Here is a 21,650-nt window from a genome sequence, read left to right on the forward strand (position 1 = left end):
GGCTTACCTCGCTCCGAACGGTTTGGGCTTGATGAGGTCCACCAGCGGGCTGACCATGTTGGCGAGAAGAACCGCAAACATGACACCGTCGGGATACTTGCCGTAGGTCCGGATGAGAACCACCAGCACGCCGCCGACAATGCCGTATACCAGACGGGATACGTTGCCGTTGGGCGAGGAGGAGGAATCCGTCATCAGGAAGAAGGCTGCCAGCATGGTGGAGCCGGTCAGCAGGTGGAACACGGGGTTCGCATACAGGGTGGGGTCTATGGCGTAGTAAAGGCCGCCGAGACCCAGCACACCGATGATGAAGCCCGCAGGAATCTGCCAGCGGATGGTGCCGCGGATGATGAGATAGATGCCGCCGATGATCAGGGCACCCACCTGCATTGCACCCAGAGCGCCGAGCTGATCGCCGGAGAGCAGGGCGGGAATGCTGAAGTTGCTCACCTGCGCAGCACCGAAGTACTTCAGCTGGGTAAGCGGGTTCACCATTTCGGTGTTCAGCATGGTCGCGTTCGGGTCAACGAACAGCGGCCAGGAAACGCGGCAGAAGGCCCAGCCCACTGCGGGACCGACAACCGGAGAACCGCCCAGTTCGCCGAAGAGCATTTTGCCCATCAGCATGGAGACGGCAGTGCCGGTTATAACCAGCCACCAGGGTGCACCGGCGGGGAGCAGGAAGGCGAAAAGCAGGCCGGTTACAACGGCGTGCAGGTCGTCTACCATCACTTCGCGGTGCATGGCCTTGGTTGCGAGAACTTCAACAACAACTGCCGTGGAAACGGCAAGAGCCATTACCCGTGCTGCTTCCATGCCATACCAGTACAGGGCACCGGCAATGGCGGGAGCAAGGGCGATGAGGATGTTGCGCATCATGCCCTGAATGCTTGTGCCGCAATGGAAATGGGGCGCGGCACCTACAGCCAGAATGGGCGCGGTTGGCAATGCTTCGTTGGACATTATGCAGCCCCCTCTGCACCCTGCAGGGAACAGGCGCTTACCTGAGCTTCCTTGAGGGCGATCTGATGTTTGCCGAGCCTGATCAGCTGCAGCATGGGACGGCGGGCCGGGCAGTAGTATGCGCACAGGCCACATTCCATGCAGACGTCAATGCTCTGGTCGGAGCACTGGTCGAACTGACGGAATTCCACATAGCGGGTAATGAGGTTGGGCATTATCCGCGAGGGGCAGTGCAGCACACACTCGCCGCAGCTTATGCACTGCTTGTTGGTCACGGGAGCGAAGGTGCCCTTCTTGATGAGGAAGAGACCCTGCGTATCCTTGCCCACGCCGCGCATGAGGTCGGCTACGGCAGTGCCGCGCATGGGGCCGCCGACAATGATCATGTCGCCGTCGGCAATGGTGTGGCCGGCGTGCTGCAGCAGGGTGCTCACGGGGGTGCCGATGGTGACCATGTAGTTCACGCCCTGTACGCTCACCACGGTTTTGGTGAGGGGCATGCCGGTCTGGGCAACCTGGCCGAGGTTGAACAGGGTATGCAGGGGCAACACCCGCACACCGGTGCTCTTTTCGCTGCCGGTGGCCTTGGCGATAAGCAGTTCATCAAGGCTGTTGGGATATACGGGCTTCACGGCAACATTGGTAAGGCCCGAAAGGGAGGCGGCTGAACCTTCTGCACAGGCCAGCATCATCTTGCTGGCGGGAGAGAGCTTTCTCAGCACGGCAAGGCCGGCTTCGATGGTTCCCTTGTGCTGCCCCAGCAGGGTTTCGGCAAAGGTGATGCCGGGCTCGGGGTTCAGTCCGTTGATAATCAGGGTGTCGCACTTCTTGATCAGGGGGCGCACATCCACGCCCAGTTCCTTCAGTGCGTTGGAAAGCGCATCGCCGGTAAGGGCGGACACGTCTACGGCTGCTACGGATGCGGGTTCGGCGGGTTCCTGCGCGGCAATGACTATGCTGTCTGCGGTGATGTCGGTCACCACCCCGGCTATGCCGGCGTGCATGTTACCTGTCTTGGCGTTCTTGTGGTCGGCCACGAGTGTACCCGGAACCACTTCTGCCTTCTTCTTCACGGTCTTGAGTTCATGACCGGCAAGAGGAATGCGCAGTTCGGCGGGAACAGGACCTTCCTGAAAGCTACCCATGTCTCCGTAGGTCAGAGAGAAAACAGCGTTACTCATATTGCTCTCCTAACGGAAGTGACACTGGTTACACTCGCCCTTTTTGTAAGGGCCGGCATCCTGCTTTTCGTGGCAACCCATGCAGCTGGCGTGAAGGGCGGTCATCCGGCTGGGGATGACTTCGGTCACGCCCTTGTCAGTGTGGCAGGAAGTACACTTGGTGAACTTCTTGTCCATCTGGCCGGCCTTGAGTGCTTCCTTCTGGTTCACTTCGCCGTGGCAGTTGCTGCAACCCTTGAGTTGCGCCTCGAACATTTCCGCGTGGCAGGACTGACACTTCACGTGCACGGCATCGCGCAGGGCGGGCATCTTTCCATCTGCTTCGGCCTGGTGGCAGTCCGCGCAGTTGGTGGGCTCCGGTTCAATGTTCGTGTCAGCGTGGTGGCAATCCGTGCAGGAGGCGATATCCTCATGCATTTTGTGACCCCAGTCGTGGTCCTTGGCGAACTCGACATGGTGACAGGTCGCGCACTGGAGGTCCTTGGTAAAGGATGTCTGATGTTCCTTCACCCAGGCATCGGTGACGTTGGCCCCATGGCACTGACCGCAGGAGAGAGGTTCCGTATCTCCGGCTGCGGTCTCATGGTGACAGGTTTCACAGGCTGCGCCGTAATCCCTGGTGTGGGCCACATGATTGAAAATCACCTTGCCGCCGGCATTATCCATGAGAATGCGGACGGGGGTGGTTTCCGACTTGGTCGGAGTCATGTAGCCGAAAAGGGCGACGGCTGCCAGAATACCGGTCAGCACGGCGATGGGAAAGTATCTCTTTGGCAAGGTACACCTTCCTCGAAACTTGGTGTTAAACCTAACTGTACGAAATGCGAAAGATATCTGTTGGCGTCGATTGCTTTAGACCATTTTGCGAATTTTGAAAAGATCGGGTGCTTTTTTGTGTGCTCACTCATAAAAATGGGACTATGATCCTGTTTTCAGGTGGTTAAGCAGTTATGTGAGTACTCAAACGCTCCGCAGAGGCAGTAAAAAAACATAATTTACTGCAAATAATGCCAGAGGAATGACGTTCTTTTGTGATGATGCCGACCGTTTTTCCTCTTCCATCGAGGGCGGGCTGAAATTTGATGTGCGGGCATCAGAATGCATAATTGATGGTGCCGGATGATCGTATTATGGAAGCGTCGCGTGGGTGCCGCAGAGCTGCACGGTAAAAGGCCAATAAGAAAGCCCCCGCAGGGTACCTGCGGGGGCTTGTTTGTCGGTTTTGCGGAACTGTTAGCTTTGCTTGTTCATTTCGCTGATCAGGGCAGCCAGATTTTTTGCCAGTTCGGCAAGGCTGTTCACAGCTTCAGCTGCCTGCTGCATGCCGTCTGAGGTTTCTCCAGCGATGCGGCTGATGTCATCAATCGCGCGGTTGATCTCTTCACTGGTGGCGGACTGCTGTTCGGCGGCCGTGGCAATGGCACGGACCTGATCGGAGTTTTCCTCGGAAAGGGTCACAATCTTCTGCAGGGCCTTTCCTGAGTCGTGCGCCAGAGATGTTGCCGTTTCAACGCTGGAAGCTGCCTCGTCCATGCTGCGGATGTTGTTGCGGGCGCTCTGCTGAATGGCATTGATGGCCTGCCCCACTTCCTTGGTGGCCTGCATGGTTTTTTCTGCCAGTTTGCGCACTTCGTCGGCGACCACCGCAAAGCCTCTGCCTGCTTCACCTGCACGGGCAGCCTCGATGGCCGCGTTAAGGGCCAGCAGGTTGGTCTGGTCGGCAATGTCGCTGATGACGTCCATGATGCGGCTGATGTCGTCCGCCTGCTTGCCGAGCTGGGTCATCTCACCCTTCAGGCTCTGTGCCTGCTGGTGAACCTTGCTGATGGCGGTAACGGATTCTTCAACAATCTTTGCGCCTGTCAGGGCCTGTGCCTTGGCGGCTTCGGCGCTGGCGGCAGAGTTGCCGGAACTGCGGGCCACTTCCAGAACCGTGGCGTTCATTTCTTCCATGGCGGTGGCTGTTTCGCCGGTGCGGGTCGACTGCTGGGCCATGCCGTCGGAAACATCGTCCACCTGTGCGGCAAGCGCCTCGGTTGCCAGCGATACCTTCTGAGCTATATCACTGGCTTCCTGCGCCACATGGGTTATGGTGGTGAGCAGCGTGGAAACCTTCTGCTGCTGCTGATTGGCCTCCGCAAGGGCGGATTCCGCCTGCTTGGTTGCCTGTGCTGCCTGCCGGTTCTTTTCTTCTGCTTCCAGCATTTTGGCGCGCAGGGTGTCCACCATCGTTTCAATGGCACCCTTTACCTTGCCGAGTTCGGCCGAGAAATTTCCCTCGGGTTTGGCATTCAGGTTGCCACCTGCAACAGCAGAAGCAAAGTTCTGGATGCTGAGCAGAGGGTTGATGACGCTCTTGTTCATGAGCAGCCAGACAACGCCGAAGATGATGGTCAGAATCACGGCAGTGAACAGCGATATGGTTATCTTTGCCTGGAATATCTGGTCGTTGGCTTCTTTGAGGGGCGTGATTATTTCGAACGCACCGTGAATTTCTCCCTCTCTCCAGCCTTCCTTTATGCCGCCGACCACGTCTTTTTCGCCTGCCGGATCACCGTGGCAGTAAAGGCATTCCTTCGTGAGACGCACTGCGCGGAAATAGCGCACGGCATCATCTGATACCAGCACCTTTTCAGAAAGATTTTGAGCCTTGAGCTCTTTCAGTACGGCAAGTTCAAGTGCTGTGGGGGTGTTCTTCGGGTTTCTCGGAGAAACTTTGGGAACCCGCAGTTCATAGCCTGCTTCTTTGGCCTTGAGTGCGGCAGTCTTCATGGCGGTGACAATGGGAACCGCTTCGAGAATCTTGTCGGGCGGAAGCTGGTCGAATGGTACAATAACGCCCAGGCTCAGTTTGTTTGACATCTCTTCCCGCGCTGCTTCCGCCATAAGCACGAGAGAACGGCTTTTCTTTACCTGTGCCGCAATGGCGTTGGTTTTGATATCATCCACCCGTAGCCAGGCCATGATGAAGGATATCACCACTGGACCAAGCAGTACCAGCAACATAATTTTCCAACGAATGCTCATGTTCTTCACGAAGGAACCCCTCACTTGCTGTATCGATATCTTTTTGCGATCAGGCTGAAAGCGCTGTGACAGATGGGCCAAAAATAGAGTAATGGCTATTTACGCTGCATATTGAACCGGAATTGGAGCAACTGTAATGGCTGTCAAAAAACTATTGGTATTGTTGGTACCATATTCTTTTTGCAAACAGCGTGCAATCCGCTGTCGTTATTTTCTGTATGTCTTATTGCTTATATTGTGTCCGGTCGCCGTGCGGGGTGACACCGGTGCCCTGTTGACTGCGAATGCACCTTTGAACGCAGCACGGAGCAGTGCCGGAAGCGGTGCGTCTGTACTTGGGACACGATTGGGGGATTCTGCAGCTGCCGTGCTCGCGGCGCATCCGCAATCGCGTGTGGAAGAGTGGCGTAATGGAAAAGGGGTACTGATGGGGCAGCGCCTTGTAACCCGGCAGGGATATGCGGACGGCGGGTTCTTTCAGGTGTTGCTGACGCGCAAGGAACTGGGCGGTGTTGTCTGGTCCGTTACAAGGAATATCCGCACCCATGTGGCGGGTCAGAGCCCCGAAGTGCTGCTGGAGGCATATGTTGCAGAGTATGGCCCGTACGAGCTGCTCTGCACACAACGTTTTACGGAACATGCCGTCTATCATGTGTACTGGCTGAATGCCCCGGACGACTGTTCCGTGGCGGGGGGGCGGCCGGAGAAGCCGTATTTATATTTGAATCTTGTGACAGGAAAATGGACAGAAGAATTGCTCATGCTCGTGGACCCAGCCCTTGGCAGAGCAAACGGCAACAGCGCGGAATAGGGGCCAGGCTCATTTCCAGTCTGCAATAGGGGGCAGGAAATAGAAAAAGGCATCGTGCGATGCCTTTTCGTAAAAATCGTGTGACAGGGGCTAGTCCTGATTGCGGCGTTCCCACAGCTTCATGTCCTTCATCTTCTTGCGGCGTTCCCGTTGCAGGGACTTGCATACAAGGGGGGTGCCCTTCTTGTAGCCGCACTTCTCACGGTACTCTTCAACCGTCAGTCCGTGAGTGGCGAGATGTTTTTTGGTCAGAATCTTGAAAGACTTGCCACATTCGACACAGGTGATGGTCTTTTCCTTGATGGCCTTCTTGGGGTCCATTTCCACCGTGTCAGTATCATCGCCCGCGGCACAGCCTTCGCTGATGGCTTTAATGCCGTCAGCGAGTTTCTTGACCATGGTGGTGATTTCCTCTTCCGTCATGGTCCGGACACTGGCCTGAGCCTTTACTATTTCAAGAGCTTCTTTCAGGTAGTTTTCCATTCTTCTGCTCCTCCGGGTGGGACAGTGGCACGATTTTCTCAACAGTGGTGAAGAAGGATCGTGACTCCGGCGTTTTATTTCAGAAAACATCGAAAAGTGCAATGCTTTTTTGAATATAATGTTATTGGTAATGCGGATGCGATGTCGTAACGGTAATAGAGAGACCGGTTTAAATAAGGGAAAGGACAAGAGGGGATAGTTGCCATTGAAATATGTCTCCATGCTATGAAGTAGCGTACGGAATGAATGTGGATAAGGGTTTATGATGCAGCTGATGTGGATTACTGCGCCGATTTGCGTGATCTTATGCAGTTTTGAAATTTGTCCGGGTTCCTCTGATGAAGTTTTGCGCCGTAAATCACATGATAATGACGTAGGAAGAGTGGGACTGCAGGCGGGTATCTGATGCCCGCAGGCGTTTGGTCTAGACGGCATTCCGGAACGCCGGAGGAGGTTGGACCTCTCCGGAAGAACAGACGGTTGCCGAAAGCTGCAGGGCTTGGAGAAACGGGAAGCTGCCATGCCGATCCCCTGTGGAGAAGAAGAGAAGCAGATTGGCTGCAGGCTTAGTGTTCCGGCCGGATGGACGTTTTTGAGCAAAATGCGTAAAAGGGGGAATCAATGCCATAGTCACATCCGGAGCCGAACCATATGAAGTACATCATGTTCGAAGATTTTTCAGGTCAGCCTGTCCCCTTCATCTTCCCCCAGAGAGTCGACCACGCCGATATGCGTGAACAGATGCCTTATACCAAGGTTATCTCCGCAGGGTATGTCATCATGGAGCGGGGGGAATTTACCTGCTTCGGATCTGCTCCTGAGTTGCAGGTAAGCGCTCAGCCTGACGATGCGGAAATAATGGCACGTAAATTTTCCCGCAGGGAGCTGTAGCAGTTCATGACCAGAATGCTTGTAGTGGGGGGAACGCACAGTGGGTGCGGCAAGACGCTTGTGAGTCTTGCGCTCATGGCCGCTCTTGTGCGGCGCGGACTCAAGGTGCAGGCGTTCAAGGTAGGGCCGGATTTCATCGATCCCGGCCATCATGCCATTGTCACCGGGCGCACCGGCCACAATCTTGACGGCTGGATGACCGATGCCGGGACGGTGCAGGATATTTTCACCCGACACACCATTCAGGCGCAGGACGTACCCGATGTCGCCATTATCGAGGGCGTCATGGGGCTTTTTGACGGCGCTTCCGGCAGCAGCGAGTCCGGTTCCACGGCCGAGATCGCCAAATGGTTGAACGCGCCGGTGCTGCTCGTGGCCGACGCCCGCTCCATGGCCCGTTCCGCAGCCGCGTTGATACAGGGGTATACCTCGTTCGATCCGGGCCTGACCTTTGCGGGTGTTCTGTTCAACAGGGTGGGAAGCGATAATCACGTATCCCTGCTTGCAGAGGCCATGAAAACCTATTGTCCCGACGTGCATCTTGCCGGCTGCCTGCAGCGTGATGACACGCTTGCGGTGCCTTCGCGGCATCTGGGACTCATGACTGCAGATGAGCATCCGCTCTCGGCAGAGCACAGGGATGCCATGGCCGACTGGATAGAAAGCGCTGTGGATATTCCCGCCTTTCTTTCCCTGTTGCCGGAGCTCTATCCCGGGCTGCCGCGCGTGACCCCCAAGGTGCCTGTGCGCGCCCGAATCGGCGTGGCGCGTGACGCCGCATTCTGTTTCTATTATGCCGACAACCTGCGGCTTCTTGAGGAAGCCGGAGCTGAGCTGTGTTTCTTTTCCCCGCTTGAAGACGAGGATCTGCCCGAGGGAGTGAGCGGCCTGTATTTCGGCGGCGGCTACCCCGAAGTGCATGCCGAAGCATTGGCAGATAACGAGTCCATGCGGCGGGCCGTGTTCCGTTTTTCAGAGAGCGGCAAACCGGTCTATGCGGAATGCGGCGGATTCATGTATCTGATGCAGGGCCTGCGCACCGGCGCAGGGACACTGCTGCCCATGTGCGGTTGCTTTGCAATGGAATGCCGCATGGATGTGCGGTTCCGTGCGCTGGGGTACCGTGAGATAACAACCATGGCGCCTTCCATTCTGGGAGCGCCGTGGACCGTGGCGCGCGGGCATGAATTCCACTATTCCCACATTTCGGAAGAAGATCCCGAGGCGCTCGCCATATACAAGCTGCGCGACCGGCGGGACTGGCGCCCGCAGTCGGAAGGCTTTGTCCGCAGAAACACCTTGGGTTCATACGTCCACCTCCATTTTGCCTCGAATCCCGCTCTTGCAACGGCCTTTGTGGATGCCTGCGCCGGAGCGCGGTAAAGGAAACAGCATCTTGACCACGCTTCAGCCTTATTTTACCCCCGAGACCATCGAGGCGCGTTCCTTCGAGATCATCGACAGCGAAGTGCCGGAACCCCGCCCCTTTGCCGGTGCGCAGTGGGAGATTGCCCGCAGACTCATTCACACCTCGGCTGATTTTGATCTGCTGAACCATATCGCTTTTCATCCTCAGGCTGTGGAAGCGGGACTGAACGCCCTTGGCAACGGGTGCACCGTGTTTACGGATACGGAAATGGCCCGTTCCGGCATGCCCCTGCGCCGTATGGAGCCTCTGGGCTGCACGGTGCAGTGTCTGCTGAACAGGCCCGATGTGGTGGCGGCTGCCAAAACGAACGGCACAACCCGCGCTCATGCCGCCATGGATGCGGCCCGTGGCGAGCTGCAGGGATGCATCATGGCCATTGGCAACGCACCCACCGCGCTTATCCGCCTGATGGAACACCTTGCAGCCGGAGGGCTGGCTCCTGCCCTGATTATCGGCATGCCCGTGGGATTTGTGAACGCCGCAGAGTCGAAGGAACTTCTCGTGGGTCAGACCGCAGTGCCCTATATCACCATTCGCGGGCGCAAGGGGGGCTCACCCCTTGCCGCGGCAACGGTGAATGCACTGGCCGAGATGGCGCTGCGTACATAGATGTTGGCCTCTGCCGGTGAAACGGCACTTCCCTTGCTCTGTCAGGCTGGTGGAAGCTCTCTTGCACAAACTGCGAACGGCCCTTTCGGGCCGTTCGTGTTTTCCGGCGGGGGAACCGGACTGTTAAGGGAGTTTCTGGAGTTGAGGAGATGAGCTGGAAAATTTGTTCCGTCTCCTTCAGGGCGGGGAAGCTTCGAATCCCCGCCCTGATGCGTTGAGGAGATGAGGTGAGTGCTTAGGGAGGTTCCAATGCGTTTACTGGGTATGTACAGGGTGTTCACTTTCGGGAGTGAGGTGGCGGCCAGCTTCAAGCCACCACCTCATAAGGAGGCGAACTGATTGCCGTTGGGCTTCTGAGGAGGTGGCAATCTGTTCTTGTATGAAATCAATCATGGGAGTGAGTTCATGATTGGTGAAAGGGGATTGAGTATATGTTGAATTGCGTTGCATTTGTGCTCCGTTTGTTGTGAGCAATAGAGCATGGAGCGTGCCAAAATGTGTTGTTCTTTAAAATCAGTGCATTGCGGCTGTTTGTGTTTGAGTGGTTGTGCAATGGAAGGTGCAAGGAGTTGCGCGCAGGGTGAAAAACCTTGCACAATATGCACAGGACCTCAGCGTTGCACATGGTGAAAATTATGAAGAGTGATGCGCTGTTGAGATGTGGTGAGGGGCTGGAACCGGTTTCACCTGTTCCGTTTTGACCGGTCCGGAGCTCTGCTGTCTGTACTGTCGGTGCTGCGCTGTGTCGGGTTGTCTCATACCGGATTGATCGTATGCGGCCTTTGGGGTGCCTTTGGTATAGGTCGTCACTGATCCAAGGGCTGTTGATGATACGTTGCAGCGGCCGCAGCGATGGCGTAGGACCAGCCCATGCGATCGGAGGAAATTCTATGAGGCCGTCTGTTCTCATGTCCGTACTGAATTTGACCAAGCAGTTCGTGCGGCAGGCCATGCAGGTATCACCGGCCGGCGATGCGGATGCAACCCTGTTTGCCGTGGACGGCACCGTTGGCAACGGCCATGACACCCTGTTTCTGGCAGAGCTTGCCGGTGCGCAGGGGCATGTATATGGTTTTGATATTCAGGAAGCGGCTCTGTCCAATGCCCGCAGGCGTCTGGCCGCCGCCGGTGTGGACGGGCGGGTCACCCTGTTCCATGCGGGGCATGAACAGGCAGGGAAGTTGATACCGCCAGCCGTGCACGGGCGGGTGCGTGTTGCCATGTTCAATCTGGGGTATCTGCCCGGAGGCGACAGGACCATAGTCACACAGCCGCAGGCCACCATTGCCGCTCTGGAAGCTGTGTTGTCCATGCTGAGTACGCATGGCATTGTGACCGTGCATGTCTATACCGGTCATGAGGGTGGCAGTGCCGAAGGAGCCGCTGTGTTCGGGTGGGCCTGCGCATTGCCGTGGGAGGCATTTCGCGTTGCCCGCTACGAGTTCTGCAACAAGACCCGCAATGGTGAGGCGCTGCTCGTGATCGAGCGGCTGGCCGGAGCCGGACCGGACTTTTCCGAACCTGCTTCTGTTCAGAGCAGTTGACACGCAGGCTGTAATGCAGGCACATTTCCGGCTTTCGCGGTATGCATTGCCGCAACCCGTTTTGCAGGAGACACCAGGAGACACCATGATGAGCACTGAAAAGGTTTGGCCCGACATTACGGATGACGATCTGTGGCTCGCCGTGCAGGCTGATATAGAGGCCCAGTACCCCGGCCGCTTTACCATGGAATATGTGCGCGACGCCTTTGAGCGTACCTGCGCAAAGTATGACAACTATGTGCCTCTGGACCGGTTCATGAAGAAGGTGCGCATGGTCTGCCTGTGGGAACGTCCTCTTGTTCCCCACAAGATTCTGCATCCGGAAGATTTTCAGGATGAAGAGACACAGGAAAATTCCTGATTTCATGTTGTATGATTTCAAGGCCGCCCTCGGGCGGCTTTTTCATTGCACGGGAACCTGCCATAGCCGTCCGGCATAGAAACGGGGAATACCGCGGGCGGGTCTGATAGGCAGGATAAATGCTCTGGATTCGTGGGGGGGGATTGATGTAAGGTGCGCGGCAGGCAGGCACTTTCCGGTCTGTCATGAAAATCGCCGGATGGAGGCATGATGATTCAGGAACGTACTCAGGCTTGGAATTTTACCCCCAAAGGGGAGCCCCGCGGCTTCATTGAACCGGAAACTCTGCGTGAACTCTGGTTTCACACCGGAACCAACTGCAATCTTTCCTGCTCCTTCTGTCTGGAAGGATCTGGGCCGGGAGTGTTCCGGCTTGATGAAATATCGCTGGAAGATGTGGCCCCCTATCTTGATGAAGCCGTGCGCCTTGGCGTGGAACGATTCAGTTTTACGGGCGGCGAACCATTTATGGCCGCCGGCTTTCCCGCCATTCTGGAATATGCCGCCAGCCTGCGCCCCTGTCTGGTGCTGACCAACGCCACCCGGCCCCTTTCGCGTTCGCTTGCCACCATCGCGCACCTTGCGCATGGGGCCAATCCTGTATCCTTCCGCGTCAGCCTGGACCGCCCCGACCCTGAACAGCACGATGCCGCACGGGGCGAGGGCAGCTTCGAACGGGCGCTGCACGGCCTGACTGCGCTGTATACGCTGGGATTCAGCGTTTCCGTGGCCCGCCATGCCGACAGGGATGAGGACGCGGCAGCGGTGTCCCGTCGCTACGCTGCCCTGTTCAAGAATGCCGGTCTGCCGGAGAATCTGAATATTGTGGCGTTTCCCGATCTCGGACGCCCGTCAACCTCGCCGGAAGTACCCCAGATTACCACCGACTGCATGACCCGCTATCACACTGCGGAAAGCCGTTCCCGCTTCATGTGTGCCTTCAGCAAGATGATCGTGAAGCGCGGCGGCAAAATGCAGGTGCTGCCCTGCACGCTTGTAGATGATGACGAGGAATATTATTTCGGGACCGATCTTGAGGCAGCGTTGAACGAGCCTGTGAGCCTGCGGCATCACCGCTGTTTCAGCTGCTTCGCCTATGGTGCTTCGTGCAGCGAATCGTAATGGCCGGATAGCCGGACCTGATCACCGGCGTTCTTCGGGCCTTCGAGTTGTTTAAGCCTCCGGAAATCCCTTTCCGGAGGCTTTTTCTATGGGGCTTGTTTTCCGGCAGCTTTGAGCAGAGCACGGCGTTGCGAGCGGGGCAGGCAGGTCAAAGCGGCTTCGAAAGCCGGATGTATGCAGGTATGGCGATCCGGCGAATTGGCTGCCCGGTTGTTCTGGCGGGATGACCGTTGCGGGACGGAGGGGTTCCTTTCATCCCGTGAGCATGGTAGAAGCATGGTATCTTTAAGGCTTGGCGTCAGTCCCGAACCCCATGGAGGTGCCCATGTCCCGTTTTGTCCTGCCCGAGTATCATCATCCCGACTTCTCTTCTCCCGGATTGCGCGATGCGCCGGTTGCCCGTTTTGCCCCCTGCGTGCGGGCCGGAGTTGCGCCTGCGGACTATCACGCCACAGCGATCTATCCGGAGTATGTGCAGACGGTGAAGGGCAAGTGGATTCTGCTCAGGCAGTCCCGCATGGACTGCGTCATACGCAAGGTTAACGATGATACGCTGGAAGTGGTGGAGTTCCGGCGCCTCAAGGTGGGCGATCTGGTTGCGGTGGGCCGTCGTGAAAACGGCGAAGACGGAATCTATGTTCACACCACGGGCTTTATGGGGGCGGATGCGGAAGCGTGCGAGAAGTTCGCCTTTCGTACTTCCACAAGCAGAGAAACCTCGTTTTCCATCGATTATGACACGCTGTATGAGATTCTGCGCCACGACCGGAAGAACGGCTTCATCCTCTGGGTCGGCGGTCCGGCGGTGATCTTTGATTCCGATGCCCGCAGGGCCTTTGCCTCGCTGGTGGACAAGGGCTATGTGCACGGCCTGCTGGCCGGTAACGCACTGGCGACCCACGACCTTGAAGGGGCCTTGTATGAAACCGCGCTGGGGCAGGGTATCTATTCCAAGAAGCAGGCATCCATGGGGCATTATCACCATCTGGACGCCATAAACGCCATCAAGGGATACGGTTCCATTGAACAGGCTGTGCATCAGGGGGGTGTGCTCAATGGAGTGATGCGCGCCGTGGTGGAAAACAAGGTGGACTATGTGCTTGCAGGTTCCATACGCGACGACGGGCCTCTTCCCGGAGTGGTGGGGGATGTGTATGCCGCGCAGGATTGCATGCGCGCCCTCGCCCGCAAGGCCACTACGGTCATTGCCATGGCCACCCAGCTGCATACCATCGCCACGGGCAACATGACCCCCTCGTATCAGGTGATGGAGGACGGCAGCGTGCGGCCCGTGTATTTCTTTATTGTGGATATGTCAGAATTTGCGGCGGGCAAGCTGGCGGATCGCGGCTCACTGACTGCCCATGCCATTCTGACCAACGTGCAGGACTTCATCGTGAACCTGAACAGGGCGTTGGTGTGAGGCGGCCGGAAGCCTTGTATGCAAAGATGAAGGGCGGTGCCTTGCGGCACCGCCCTTTGAATATCAGTCTTGCTGTGACGCCTGAATCAGCGCCAGCGCGCGTTGCGCAAGGTGTGTTACCTCGGGCTTGGATACCTGATCGTCCGCCCCGACGGCATCGCCCTTGTGGCGAAGCTTGTCGGTGATGAGAGACGAGAACAGGATGACCGGCAGCTTTTTCAGGCTCGGGTCTTCCTTGATGCGCTTGCAGAGGTTGTGTCCGTCCATGCTGGGCATTTCAATGTCGGAGACCATGACCTGCACGTAGTCGGTGATGTGGCGTCCTTCGTTTTCCGCCTTGGCCTTGATTTCGCAGAGGCGGTCCCAGGCTTCTCGGCCGTTGGTCATGGCTTCCACATCAAAGTTGGCCTTTTCCATCAGGTCGCGCAGCATTTCGCGGATAAGGCCCGAGTCGTCTGCGATGATGGCGCGGTAGCGCACGTTGGCGGACCAGTCTATGGCCTCGTCAAGGCGCAGACCAAGGGCGGGGTTCAGGTCAGCCACGATTTTTTCAAGGTCGAGCAGGAAGATGATGCGCTTGTCGATCTTCACCACGCCGGTAATGGAGTAGTTGCTGAGCGATGCCACATATTTGTTCGGCGGTTCCACTTCTTCCCAGCTGATGCGGTGGATGCGGTTGACGCCGGACACCTGAAAGGCCGTGCAGACATTGTTGAATTCCGTGACGATGACCTTGGGGGGTTCCACTTCGCCGCGGTTTTTGTTCAGCCACTTTGAAAGGTCTACCAGCGGAATGATGTGATTGCGCAGGTTGAATGCACCAAGGACGCTGGTGTGCTGTCCTTCAGGCAACTCGGTAACGTTGGGCATGCGGATAATCTCAAGCACCTTGGCGACGTTCACACCGTAGTAGCCGCGATAGGTTTCTCCGCCGACCTCCACCTCATCGAGGAAGAACTCGACTATTTCCAGTTCATTCGTGCCGGACTCCAGCAGAATGTTCGTCTGCATATTCCCTCCCGTACCCTGGGATCAATGTGTCAAAAGAGTATCCGGAATGATTCCGGCGATAACGTCTGTGTCGGGTGCTGGTATGCTCTTCTTCTACTATAACGCTTCCAATTTTTTTTGCATAGCGTCAATTATGTGCTTCGGGGTGGATGCACCCGCCGTCAGGCCGACTACGGCGGCACCCTTGAGCAGTTCCGGATCGAGCTCTTCCGGTGTCTCCACATGCACGGTAGGGCAGCCCTGAGCCTTGGCAACGTCGGCAAGGCGGCGTGTATTGCCGCTGTCGTAGCCGCCCACGACAACCATGGCGTCCACTTCCCGTGCCAGGGCTATGGCTTCTTCCTGCCGTTCACGGGTGGCATCGCATATGGTTTCGAGAACAGGTAGATTGTCACCCAGTCTCTCGCGTAACCAATCGACTATTTCTGTAAAAACTTTACGGTCTTGGGTTGTCTGAGCGGCAACGCAGTATTTTTTGTGCGCTTCGAAATGATAATTTTTCAGCTCGTCGAACTCGCCGAACACAAAGGCGTCATCTCCGGCATAGCTCATCAGGCCACGCACTTCCGGATGGTCCTTTTCGCCGAACAGCAACAGCGTGCACCCTTCGCGCAGTTTGCGGGCAATGCCCAGCTGGGCGCGTTTTACCTTGGGGCAGGTGGCATCCACCACGTCGCGGGCATGGCTGTGCAGGGTGGTTTCCACGGTATGCGGAATGCCGTGTGCGCGGATGATGACGCGCTCGTCCTTATGGGCGTCGCCGGGGTCTTTCAGGCAGCGCACACCCAGATTTTCATAATGATGCAGCACCTGCGGGTTGTGGATAATGGGGCCAAACGTGGCAATGGCTCCCTCCTGTCTTGCGACTTCGGTATCCAGCTTTTGCAGGGCGAGGGAAACGCCCATGCAGAATCCTGCGGTTTCAGCTCTGCGAACTTTCATGATCTTCCTCTTGGTGTGGGGCGAGCGCGTTCAGGGCATGGCTATGCGCTGCGGTTCAAACTCCGCGCCTTCTTCGTTCCAGCGGATGAAAAATGTTTCCAGCAGCGAATCCAGTGTTTCCCAAGTGGTGCATTCCGTCAACTGGTTGCGCATGTGCCGCGCACCGGGAAAGAGTTTTATATATCGCGGCACCAGAGAACGCATCTTGAAGAGGGCGGTCTTGTCCGGGCAATGCTTGCGGGCCAGTTCCACGTGTCTGCGCAGAATGTGCATGGTTTTGACCGGATCAGGGCGCACAAAGCTGCCCCCCTGCATGAGGGTGGTGAATTCTTCGAAAATAGCCGGATTGTTCAGGGCGCCACGGGCAAACATGACGGCGGATACGCCGGTTTCGCGGACGCAGCGCACGGCGTCTTCCGCGTGGAACAAGTCGCCGCTTGCCACAACGGGAATATCGACAGCCTCAACCAGCTCGCGCAGGGCGCTCCATCGGGCTTCTCCCGAGAATCCCTGTTTTGCATAGCGGGGGTGCAGGCTCAGCCAGCCCGCGCCCACATCCTGCAGGCGTTTGGCAAGATCGAGATAGACTTCGCTGCCTGCTTCCCAGCCGAGGCGGAATTTGAATCCCACACGCCCTTCGCCAGCCATGCGCACCATGGTGCGGGCCACTTCCACGGCATTAGGCACATCGCAGAGCATGGCGGCACCGCAGCCGGTTTTCACCACCTTGCGGACCGAACATCCCATGTTCAGGTCGAACCACGTGTAGCCTGCCTCCACCAGTGGTTCCATGGCGCGTTGCATGATATCCGTGTCGTTGCCGAAGAGCTGCAGCATCATGGGGGCATCTTCTGGGGTGGTTTCAAGCAGCAGTTCCGTGCCGGAACTCTTGTAGTAGAGCCCTTTGGCGCTGACCATTTCGGAGCAGACCACATCCGCTCCGAACTCGCGGCAGAGGAGGCGGAAGGCAAGGTCGGAATAGCCCGCGAGCGGGGCAAGCCATGGTTTGTGGGGGGCAATATCAAGGCCGCTGTCGTTGCGGCGTGTTGGCATTTCAATAGTCATGATCAAGGATTCCGGAGTGACCCGTGAAAACGGGAGTGTCGTAGCGGGCGTTACGCCCGTCTGTTCAGTGAGCCGGACGTGCCGCCGGAAAGTCCTGCCGGTCGCAATATGCTTGTGAGCACGTCATGGATACCGGCCGGCAGCGGGCCGCAGCCCAGACAGACAATTGGCAGAAGCTGCTGCGGGCGATGCTCGTCCCGGATGCGGCATACCGTTGCCGCAAGTGTTGCCACCGGTTCCGACCTGCCGGAGGGAGGGCCGGAATGTTCAGATCGGGCGCGTTCCAGAAAGAGCCTGTAGGCCATCCTTTCCGTTCCTGCAAGACATTGTATGAGTGTGCGTCCGCATGCAGGGAGCTGTGCGCTGGCGGTGATGCGTGCTGTTCCGGTGTTATCGGACGACATCAGAATTTCCATGGCGTGTGCTTGGGGCATGAGCCACGGCAGATAGTGCAGGGTTCCGGAGCGGGTGGCAGCGAGCAGCAGGTTGACGTTCAGGCGATGCTGCTGCACCTGCGTGAACAGGGAGAGTGCTTCGGCATCATCCGAAACGAAGGTGGCAAACGCCGTAAGCGCGGCCGGGGCTGCATCGGGGATATCGGCGGGGGAAACGATGGATGGCCAGAGGCGGGCGTGCAGCATGGCATCGAAGGCATCTCTGGCTTCGAGATACTGACGGATGAGATCGGCCGGAGAAATGCTCTGGTTGGCGGCTGCGGTTTCGTCCCCGTCCACTTCCTTCAGGATGATGTCCGGTACCAGTTGTTCCACCAGAAACCGCAGGGGAACTCCGGCTTCAGGCTTGGTCTGCAACTGGGCCAGCAGTTCCTGCCCTCCCACATGCACCCATGCCATGCCGCCCCGCACCCAGCGCAGCACCTTGCCGTGGAGAATCTGCCCCACATGGTGAGAACGTCGAAAGGCGGCTGCCCTGCCTGCGGAATCCTGTCCTGCGGAAGGGGATTGGCCTGCGTCCTGCCAGTAAAGAGGCGATGTTCGGTTAAGCGGTCTCATGGTTTGCTGGCGTGTGCCGGACTCCGGCAGGCGGAATCGGGAAATGGATAAAGAGGGAGCAGGCTGCAGGCGTTACGGGAATACCCCGTGCTAGCGTCCTGCCTTCATGAGAATCAGTTCCACCTCGTCCACGGAAAGACCGGTGGCGCGGGCAAGTTGCTGCGGCGAGTGCCCCTTGCGGTTGCCGTCCAGAATCATCTCGCGAAGAAACTGCGGGGAGCGGCTCAAACTTTCAGCCTGTTTGATAAGTTTTTCCAATCCTGCGGCACGGGCCTCCAGCTGAATGTCCAACTGCCGGAGCTGTTCCTGGCGCTCTGCGAATGATTCCATCAATTCCTGCTCAAGCTGCGCGTTGAAGTGCATTTTGGTGAGCAGGGTTTCCTGCTTGGCCTGCATTTCGTTGAGCAGGGATTCGGAGCGCTTGAGGCGGAGAAAAAAGACGAAAAGCAGGACGAGCAGTAACAGTTCGGTCAGACTCAGAGCAAGGAGCATCCAGTGGGCAAATTGCATGGCGTTTCACAGGTGGGCCGCTTGCGGCGATAAAATGTTGTCGGAAAAGCCGCAGCCGCCTGCCTGTGCCGCGACTATGCGTCCCGTTTCGTGAAGGGGCATGGTGTCGGCGCATCCGCTAAGCGGTCGGGCTAGCCGGAGCGTTGCACGGTATGCAGGTTCCGGGGCGGGTCAGACCTTCACGTTGAGGATGTTGCCCTGCCACGGGCTTTTTGCCGAGCGTTCCGGCTGTTCATCTTCTTCGTCTATATCCGGTGGGGGCTTGGCTCTGCGCTTGCGGGGCTTGCCGCCAGATCCCTGACGGCCGTCCTTGTCCACCACTGCCTGCGCATCCTTGGACTGCGGTGTTTTTTCCACCGACTGTTGCTCACGCTTGAGCTCTTCCGCGGCGTTTTGCTTGGCGGCTGCTTGCTGCGCCACAGGATGGACCATTTCGTCGTGGGCTATTTTTTCCACATGGGCCATCTGCGCAAGAAGAACAGGCAGGCTGGAGTCCAGCGACATGTTATTTCACCAGATAGTTTTCTATAAGAAGATCCTCGAACTGGCCGTTGTTCATGTACTGATTAATCACGGCCAGAAGGTCGGCCTTAAGTACATCCACATTAGTCTTATCGGACAAAAAGATCAGATCTTTGTTGCGCAGGTAGTAGAAAATCGCATCTCTGAGCACGGTTTTCTTGGTGCCTGCTTCCCAAGAGAGCTTTTCGTTCTCGGTAGGGGCGGCGAATTTGCATACCAGAAAGCGTATGTGGCCCTCTGCATCCTTCATTTCCACCCAGAAGGGCTCCCATGAAACCACAAAGGAGTCCGGCTTCTGCGGTTCCGGCTCTGGTGCCTGATCGGGCTGTATAGTCATAACCTGCGGTTCAGGCGGCAGTTCCGGTCGCGGTGCAGGCTTGAGCACAAGCCACGCCACGAGAATGAGCAGCAAAACGCCCACACCTGCAAGAGAGATAACTATCTTTTTGTTGCCGAGCAACGCCTTCAGGGCGTTGGGCTTTTTTTCGGAAGCGGGTTCGAGGCTGACAGGCTCGGGTGCGGCCAGCGGCGGAGGGGCCTCTTCCTCTTCGTCATCTTCAAGGAAGGGGGCATCTTCAAGGTCGAGTTCAACCTTGTCGTCGGCAGGAGCGTGACCGCCACCATCCGGCACGCTCAGCTCTTCAGTGTCGAGCTGGGCCTTTTCTGAAAAGAGGCCGTCTAATGAAAGATCTTCATCTGCCATGAGCGGATACGGTTACAGGACAAAGCCCTCCGCCGGGGCGGAGGGCAATTGGCCTAGGGGAAAATCTTGTCGATTTTCTGCTTCATGGTTTCAGCGGTGAAAGGCTTTACGATGTAGTTCGAAACTTTCGCCTGCACAGCTTCAATGATGTTTTCCTGCTGGGCTTCTGCCGTAACCATGAGGAAGGGCAGATCGCTGAATTCTTCGCTGGCCCGAACCTTGCGGAGCAGTTCGATGCCGGTCATGTTCGGCATGTTCCAGTCGGAAATGATGAACTCGATCTTGTCCTTGTTGAGCGTTTCCCACGCGGTGGTGCCGTCGTCGGCTTCCACAATGTTGGTGAAGCCGAGCTGGCGCAGGATGTTCTTTACGATTCTGCGCATGGTGGAGAAGTCGTCAACGACAAGTACTCGCATACTGGGATCGAAAGCCATGCGGAACTCCTTAAAAAACGTTAAATGCTTTCGGTGTTGCCATACGATGTATGGAATTCCCGGCGCAACCGCTGCAGAGCCTGAGTATGCAACTGAGATACGCGGCCCTCGGTTATGCCCATAACTTCGGCGGTTTCACGCATATTTAATTCGTCACTATAATAGAGTGACAATACCAGCTTTTCCCTAGGTGTCAATTGATCGATAAGTGACGCAACCCTTTCAATCAGTTCCTGAAGTGCTGTGGCCTGAAAGGGCTCTCCGTCTATGGAATCGCGGCCTTCGGTGGAAAATGTTTCCTGAATGGCGTCAAGGCTCAGGCATAGCTGGTTCTGCAGTGCCTCCAGTCCGGTGCGGACATCTTTTTCGTCCAGTCCGGTGGCCTGCTGCAGTTCTTCTTCGGTGGGGATGCGGCCCTTGTCGTTTTCTATCTTATGAATGGCTTCTTCAAGCTGCCGTACCCTGTGCCGCAGGCTGCGGGGGAACCAGTCCAGCCTTCGCAGTTCGTCGAGCATGGCACCGCGGATTCGGCTTTCCGCGTAGGTATCGAACTTGATGCCCATCTTGGGATCGAACTTGCCGAGCGATTCCATCAGCCCGAGCGTACCCGCACTGATGAGTTCGCCCAGTTCCACGTTCTTGGGCAGTTTGGCCTTCAGGCGCAGGGCAAGGAACTTGATCTTGGGTGCATAGTGCCGGACAACGGACTCCTGCTGGCGGGGAGACATGTCCACCCACGCAACGGCACCGGTCTCAAGCAGTTCCCACGGCTCAGTGCCGCTTGCGGGACTATTGCCTGAAGAGGAGCTTTTTCCAGAAGAACTTGATATTTCCATCAAGGTTGGCCGATACTTCCCAGTTTTGAATGGTCTTGGCCACCTGCTGCACTGCAGTGCATGCGGGGCCGCCTTGCGGATTGGCGCAGAAAGGCCGCTGATTCACCACCGCCTTGCGCACTTCCGGATCGCGGGGAATGTAGCCCAGAAGGTCGAGCGACACGCCGGAGAGGAAGTGGTCGCAGGCCGCATACAGTCGGGTGTACATTTCCTTTGCCGTTTTCGGGTCGGGTGCCATGTTCACCAGCACCTTGAAATGCTCAACGCCGTGATTAAGCTTCATCACCTTGATGAGGGCATAGGCATCCGTCAGCGAGGTGGGTTCGGGCGTGAGCACTACAATGCGTTCCTGCACCGCAAGGTTGAAATACAATACGTTATCGTTGATGCCGGCGCCGGTGTCAACAATCAGGTAGTCCACCTTGTCTTCCAGCGCGTCCATGGCTTCCAGCAGTTCCAGCTTCTGACCGGTGGTGAGCGAAAGCATTTCGCTCATGCCGGACGAGGCGGGCAGGATTTTGAAACCGTAAGGAGTGTCGAAGAGAATGTCTTCGAGCTTAGCCCCTTCATGGAACAGATGAAAGAGGTTCCTGGTCGGGGTCATGCCCAGAAGGACATCCACGTTGGCAAGGCCCAGGTCGGCATCGAGCAGCACCACATTCTTTCCGGAACGGGCAAGGCTGCAGGCAAGGTTGACGGATATATTCGTCTTGCCTACGCCCCCCTTGCCGGAGGTGATTGAGAAAACCAGAGGAAAATCGCCCTTCATG

The 21,650-nt window shown here is 57.2% G+C and carries 23 protein-coding genes; 8 read left to right on the forward strand and 15 right to left on the reverse strand.

The genetic code is table 11. From position 1 onward, the window contains the following. Nucleotides 1-3 precede the first annotated feature (3 nt). From HUV30_RS17890 to HUV30_RS17905, 4 genes are all read right to left on the reverse strand, one after another. Nucleotides 4-963 carry an RnfABCDGE type electron transport complex subunit D gene (locus HUV30_RS17890; protein ID WP_174406858.1) on the reverse strand — a complete coding sequence of 320 codons (960 nt, stop codon included), beginning with the start codon at nucleotides 961-963 and terminating at the stop codon, nucleotides 4-6. Next, nucleotides 963-2,144, reverse strand: a complete 1,182-nt coding sequence (locus HUV30_RS17895) for an NADH:quinone oxidoreductase subunit RnfC (RefSeq protein WP_174406859.1) — start codon at nucleotides 2,142-2,144, stop codon at nucleotides 963-965. The genes HUV30_RS17890 and HUV30_RS17895 overlap by 1 nt, the downstream gene beginning before the upstream one ends. Nucleotides 2,145-2,153: 9 nt before the next feature. Further along, entirely contained in the window at nucleotides 2,154-2,921 is a 768-nt protein-coding gene (locus HUV30_RS17900; protein ID WP_174406860.1) for a cytochrome c3 family protein, read from the reverse strand. 456 nt (nucleotides 2,922-3,377) lie between these two features. Beyond that, nucleotides 3,378-5,150 (reverse strand): methyl-accepting chemotaxis protein, encoded by a 1,773-nt coding sequence (locus tag HUV30_RS17905; RefSeq protein WP_243452241.1) that lies wholly within the window; start codon nucleotides 5,148-5,150, stop codon nucleotides 3,378-3,380. A gap of 367 nt (nucleotides 5,151-5,517) precedes the next feature. On the opposite strand from HUV30_RS17905, the gene HUV30_RS17910 reads away from it, so the two are divergent. Further along, a complete protein-coding gene (locus HUV30_RS17910) occupies nucleotides 5,518-5,982 on the forward strand; it encodes a hypothetical protein (protein ID WP_174406862.1) in 465 nt (154 codons plus the stop codon). A gap of 90 nt (nucleotides 5,983-6,072) precedes the next feature. Here the strand turns inward: HUV30_RS17910 and HUV30_RS17915 are convergent, their stop codons facing one another. Further along, entirely contained in the window at nucleotides 6,073-6,465 is a 393-nt protein-coding gene (locus HUV30_RS17915) for a Ros/MucR family transcriptional regulator (RefSeq protein ID WP_174406863.1), read from the reverse strand. Between the two features lie 651 nt (nucleotides 6,466-7,116). On the opposite strand from HUV30_RS17915, the gene HUV30_RS17920 reads away from it, so the two are divergent. From HUV30_RS17920 to HUV30_RS17950, 7 genes are all read left to right on the forward strand, one after another. Next, nucleotides 7,117-7,356: a hypothetical protein gene (locus HUV30_RS17920; RefSeq protein WP_174406864.1), complete on the forward strand. Its 240-nt coding sequence runs from the start codon at nucleotides 7,117-7,119 to the stop codon at nucleotides 7,354-7,356. A 6-nt stretch (nucleotides 7,357-7,362) separates the two neighbouring features. Beyond that, a complete protein-coding gene (locus HUV30_RS17925; RefSeq protein ID WP_174406865.1) occupies nucleotides 7,363-8,739 on the forward strand; it encodes a cobyrinic acid a,c-diamide synthase CobB in 1,377 nt (458 codons plus the stop codon). Further along, entirely contained in the window at nucleotides 8,717-9,394 is a 678-nt protein-coding gene (locus HUV30_RS17930) for a precorrin-8X methylmutase (protein ID WP_174406866.1), read from the forward strand. The genes HUV30_RS17925 and HUV30_RS17930 overlap by 23 nt, the downstream gene beginning before the upstream one ends. A gap of 890 nt (nucleotides 9,395-10,284) precedes the next feature. Then, a complete protein-coding gene (gene mnmM / locus HUV30_RS17935; RefSeq protein ID WP_174406867.1) occupies nucleotides 10,285-10,938 on the forward strand; it encodes a tRNA 5-(aminomethyl)-2-thiouridylate-methyltransferase MnmM in 654 nt (217 codons plus the stop codon). A gap of 85 nt (nucleotides 10,939-11,023) precedes the next feature. After that, complete coding sequence (locus HUV30_RS17940; RefSeq protein ID WP_174406868.1) at nucleotides 11,024-11,299, forward strand: hypothetical protein; 276 nt, start codon at nucleotides 11,024-11,026, stop codon at nucleotides 11,297-11,299. 207 nt (nucleotides 11,300-11,506) lie between these two features. After that, nucleotides 11,507-12,421 (forward strand): radical SAM protein, encoded by a 915-nt coding sequence (locus HUV30_RS17945; RefSeq protein ID WP_205245254.1) that lies wholly within the window; start codon nucleotides 11,507-11,509, stop codon nucleotides 12,419-12,421. A gap of 325 nt (nucleotides 12,422-12,746) precedes the next feature. Further along, nucleotides 12,747-13,844 carry a putative NPN-dependent ornithine cyclodeaminase gene (locus HUV30_RS17950; protein ID WP_174406869.1) on the forward strand — a complete coding sequence of 366 codons (1,098 nt, stop codon included), beginning with the start codon at nucleotides 12,747-12,749 and terminating at the stop codon, nucleotides 13,842-13,844. Between the two features lie 63 nt (nucleotides 13,845-13,907). Here HUV30_RS17950 and HUV30_RS17955 read toward each other — a convergent pair whose 3' ends face one another. The 10 genes from HUV30_RS17955 to HUV30_RS18000 all read right to left on the reverse strand — a co-directional run bounded on the left by HUV30_RS17955 (nucleotide 13,908) and on the right by HUV30_RS18000 (nucleotide 21,649). Continuing rightward, the gene (locus HUV30_RS17955) at nucleotides 13,908-14,855 is read right to left on the reverse strand and encodes a chemotaxis protein (protein ID WP_174406870.1); all 948 of its coding nucleotides are present in this window, start codon (nucleotides 14,853-14,855) and stop codon (nucleotides 13,908-13,910) included. Nucleotides 14,856-14,951: 96 nt separating this feature from the next. Then, complete coding sequence (ispH, locus tag HUV30_RS17960; protein ID WP_174406871.1) at nucleotides 14,952-15,797, reverse strand: 4-hydroxy-3-methylbut-2-enyl diphosphate reductase; 846 nt, start codon at nucleotides 15,795-15,797, stop codon at nucleotides 14,952-14,954. Nucleotides 15,798-15,827: 30 nt separating this feature from the next. Beyond that, nucleotides 15,828-16,862 carry a tRNA dihydrouridine synthase gene (locus tag HUV30_RS17965; protein WP_174406872.1) on the reverse strand — a complete coding sequence of 345 codons (1,035 nt, stop codon included), beginning with the start codon at nucleotides 16,860-16,862 and terminating at the stop codon, nucleotides 15,828-15,830. 50 nt (nucleotides 16,863-16,912) lie between these two features. Next, nucleotides 16,913-17,875 carry a hypothetical protein gene (locus HUV30_RS17970; protein ID WP_174406873.1) on the reverse strand — a complete coding sequence of 321 codons (963 nt, stop codon included), beginning with the start codon at nucleotides 17,873-17,875 and terminating at the stop codon, nucleotides 16,913-16,915. Between the two features lie 90 nt (nucleotides 17,876-17,965). Beyond that, nucleotides 17,966-18,385, reverse strand: coding sequence for a hypothetical protein (locus HUV30_RS17975; protein ID WP_174406874.1), 420 nt, complete (start codon nucleotides 18,383-18,385; stop codon nucleotides 17,966-17,968). A 171-nt stretch (nucleotides 18,386-18,556) separates the two neighbouring features. Further along, complete coding sequence (locus HUV30_RS17980; RefSeq protein ID WP_174406875.1) at nucleotides 18,557-18,889, reverse strand: hypothetical protein; 333 nt, start codon at nucleotides 18,887-18,889, stop codon at nucleotides 18,557-18,559. Nucleotide 18,890: 1 nt separating this feature from the next. After that, nucleotides 18,891-19,610 (reverse strand): flagellar basal body-associated FliL family protein, encoded by a 720-nt coding sequence (locus tag HUV30_RS17985; RefSeq protein WP_174406876.1) that lies wholly within the window; start codon nucleotides 19,608-19,610, stop codon nucleotides 18,891-18,893. A 53-nt stretch (nucleotides 19,611-19,663) separates the two neighbouring features. Next, the gene (locus HUV30_RS17990; protein WP_174406877.1) at nucleotides 19,664-20,044 is read right to left on the reverse strand and encodes a chemotaxis response regulator CheY; all 381 of its coding nucleotides are present in this window, start codon (nucleotides 20,042-20,044) and stop codon (nucleotides 19,664-19,666) included. A gap of 20 nt (nucleotides 20,045-20,064) precedes the next feature. Next, nucleotides 20,065-20,880: a FliA/WhiG family RNA polymerase sigma factor gene (locus HUV30_RS17995; protein ID WP_174406968.1), complete on the reverse strand. Its 816-nt coding sequence runs from the start codon at nucleotides 20,878-20,880 to the stop codon at nucleotides 20,065-20,067. Continuing rightward, entirely contained in the window at nucleotides 20,834-21,649 is an 816-nt protein-coding gene (locus HUV30_RS18000; RefSeq protein ID WP_174406878.1) for a MinD/ParA family protein, read from the reverse strand. Before HUV30_RS18000 ends, HUV30_RS17995 begins: the two co-directional genes overlap by 47 nt. Nucleotide 21,650: the final 1 nt, after the last annotated feature.

The sequence above is a fragment of the Desulfovibrio subterraneus genome, assembly GCF_013340285.1.
GTDB classification, from domain to species: Bacteria; Desulfobacterota; Desulfovibrionia; order Desulfovibrionales; family Desulfovibrionaceae; genus Halodesulfovibrio; species Halodesulfovibrio subterraneus.

Coding starts and splice junctions, on each gene's coding strand:
- HUV30_RS17990 (WP_174406877.1), bottom strand. CDS start 20,044: ATGGCTTTCGATCCCAGTATGCGAGTACTTGTCGTTGACGACTTCTCC.
- HUV30_RS17945 (WP_205245254.1), top strand. CDS start 11,507: ATGATGATTCAGGAACGTACTCAGGCTTGGAATTTTACCCCCAAAGGG.
- HUV30_RS17890 (WP_174406858.1), bottom strand. CDS start 963: ATGTCCAACGAAGCATTGCCAACCGCGCCCATTCTGGCTGTAGGTGCC.
- HUV30_RS17920 (WP_174406864.1), top strand. CDS start 7,117: ATGAAGTACATCATGTTCGAAGATTTTTCAGGTCAGCCTGTCCCCTTC.
- HUV30_RS18000 (WP_174406878.1), bottom strand. CDS start 21,649: ATGAAGGGCGATTTTCCTCTGGTTTTCTCAATCACCTCCGGCAAGGGG.
- HUV30_RS17955 (WP_174406870.1), bottom strand. CDS start 14,855: ATGCAGACGAACATTCTGCTGGAGTCCGGCACGAATGAACTGGAAATA.
- HUV30_RS17915 (WP_174406863.1), bottom strand. CDS start 6,465: ATGGAAAACTACCTGAAAGAAGCTCTTGAAATAGTAAAGGCTCAGGCC.
- HUV30_RS17995 (WP_174406968.1), bottom strand. CDS start 20,880: ATGGAAATATCAAGTTCTTCTGGAAAAAGCTCCTCTTCAGGCAATAGT.
- HUV30_RS17965 (WP_174406872.1), bottom strand. CDS start 16,862: ATGACTATTGAAATGCCAACACGCCGCAACGACAGCGGCCTTGATATT.
- HUV30_RS17985 (WP_174406876.1), bottom strand. CDS start 19,610: ATGGCAGATGAAGATCTTTCATTAGACGGCCTCTTTTCAGAAAAGGCC.
- HUV30_RS17980 (WP_174406875.1), bottom strand. CDS start 18,889: ATGTCGCTGGACTCCAGCCTGCCTGTTCTTCTTGCGCAGATGGCCCAT.
- ispH (WP_174406871.1), bottom strand. CDS start 15,797: ATGAAAGTTCGCAGAGCTGAAACCGCAGGATTCTGCATGGGCGTTTCC.
- HUV30_RS17925 (WP_174406865.1), top strand. CDS start 7,363: ATGACCAGAATGCTTGTAGTGGGGGGAACGCACAGTGGGTGCGGCAAG.
- HUV30_RS17930 (WP_174406866.1), top strand. CDS start 8,717: ATGCCTGCGCCGGAGCGCGGTAAAGGAAACAGCATCTTGACCACGCTT.
- HUV30_RS17895 (WP_174406859.1), bottom strand. CDS start 2,144: ATGAGTAACGCTGTTTTCTCTCTGACCTACGGAGACATGGGTAGCTTT.
- HUV30_RS17970 (WP_174406873.1), bottom strand. CDS start 17,875: ATGAGACCGCTTAACCGAACATCGCCTCTTTACTGGCAGGACGCAGGC.
- HUV30_RS17950 (WP_174406869.1), top strand. CDS start 12,747: ATGTCCCGTTTTGTCCTGCCCGAGTATCATCATCCCGACTTCTCTTCT.
- HUV30_RS17940 (WP_174406868.1), top strand. CDS start 11,024: ATGATGAGCACTGAAAAGGTTTGGCCCGACATTACGGATGACGATCTG.
- HUV30_RS17905 (WP_243452241.1), bottom strand. CDS start 5,150: ATGTTGCTGGTACTGCTTGGTCCAGTGGTGATATCCTTCATCATGGCC.
- mnmM (WP_174406867.1), top strand. CDS start 10,285: ATGAGGCCGTCTGTTCTCATGTCCGTACTGAATTTGACCAAGCAGTTC.
- HUV30_RS17975 (WP_174406874.1), bottom strand. CDS start 18,385: ATGCAATTTGCCCACTGGATGCTCCTTGCTCTGAGTCTGACCGAACTG.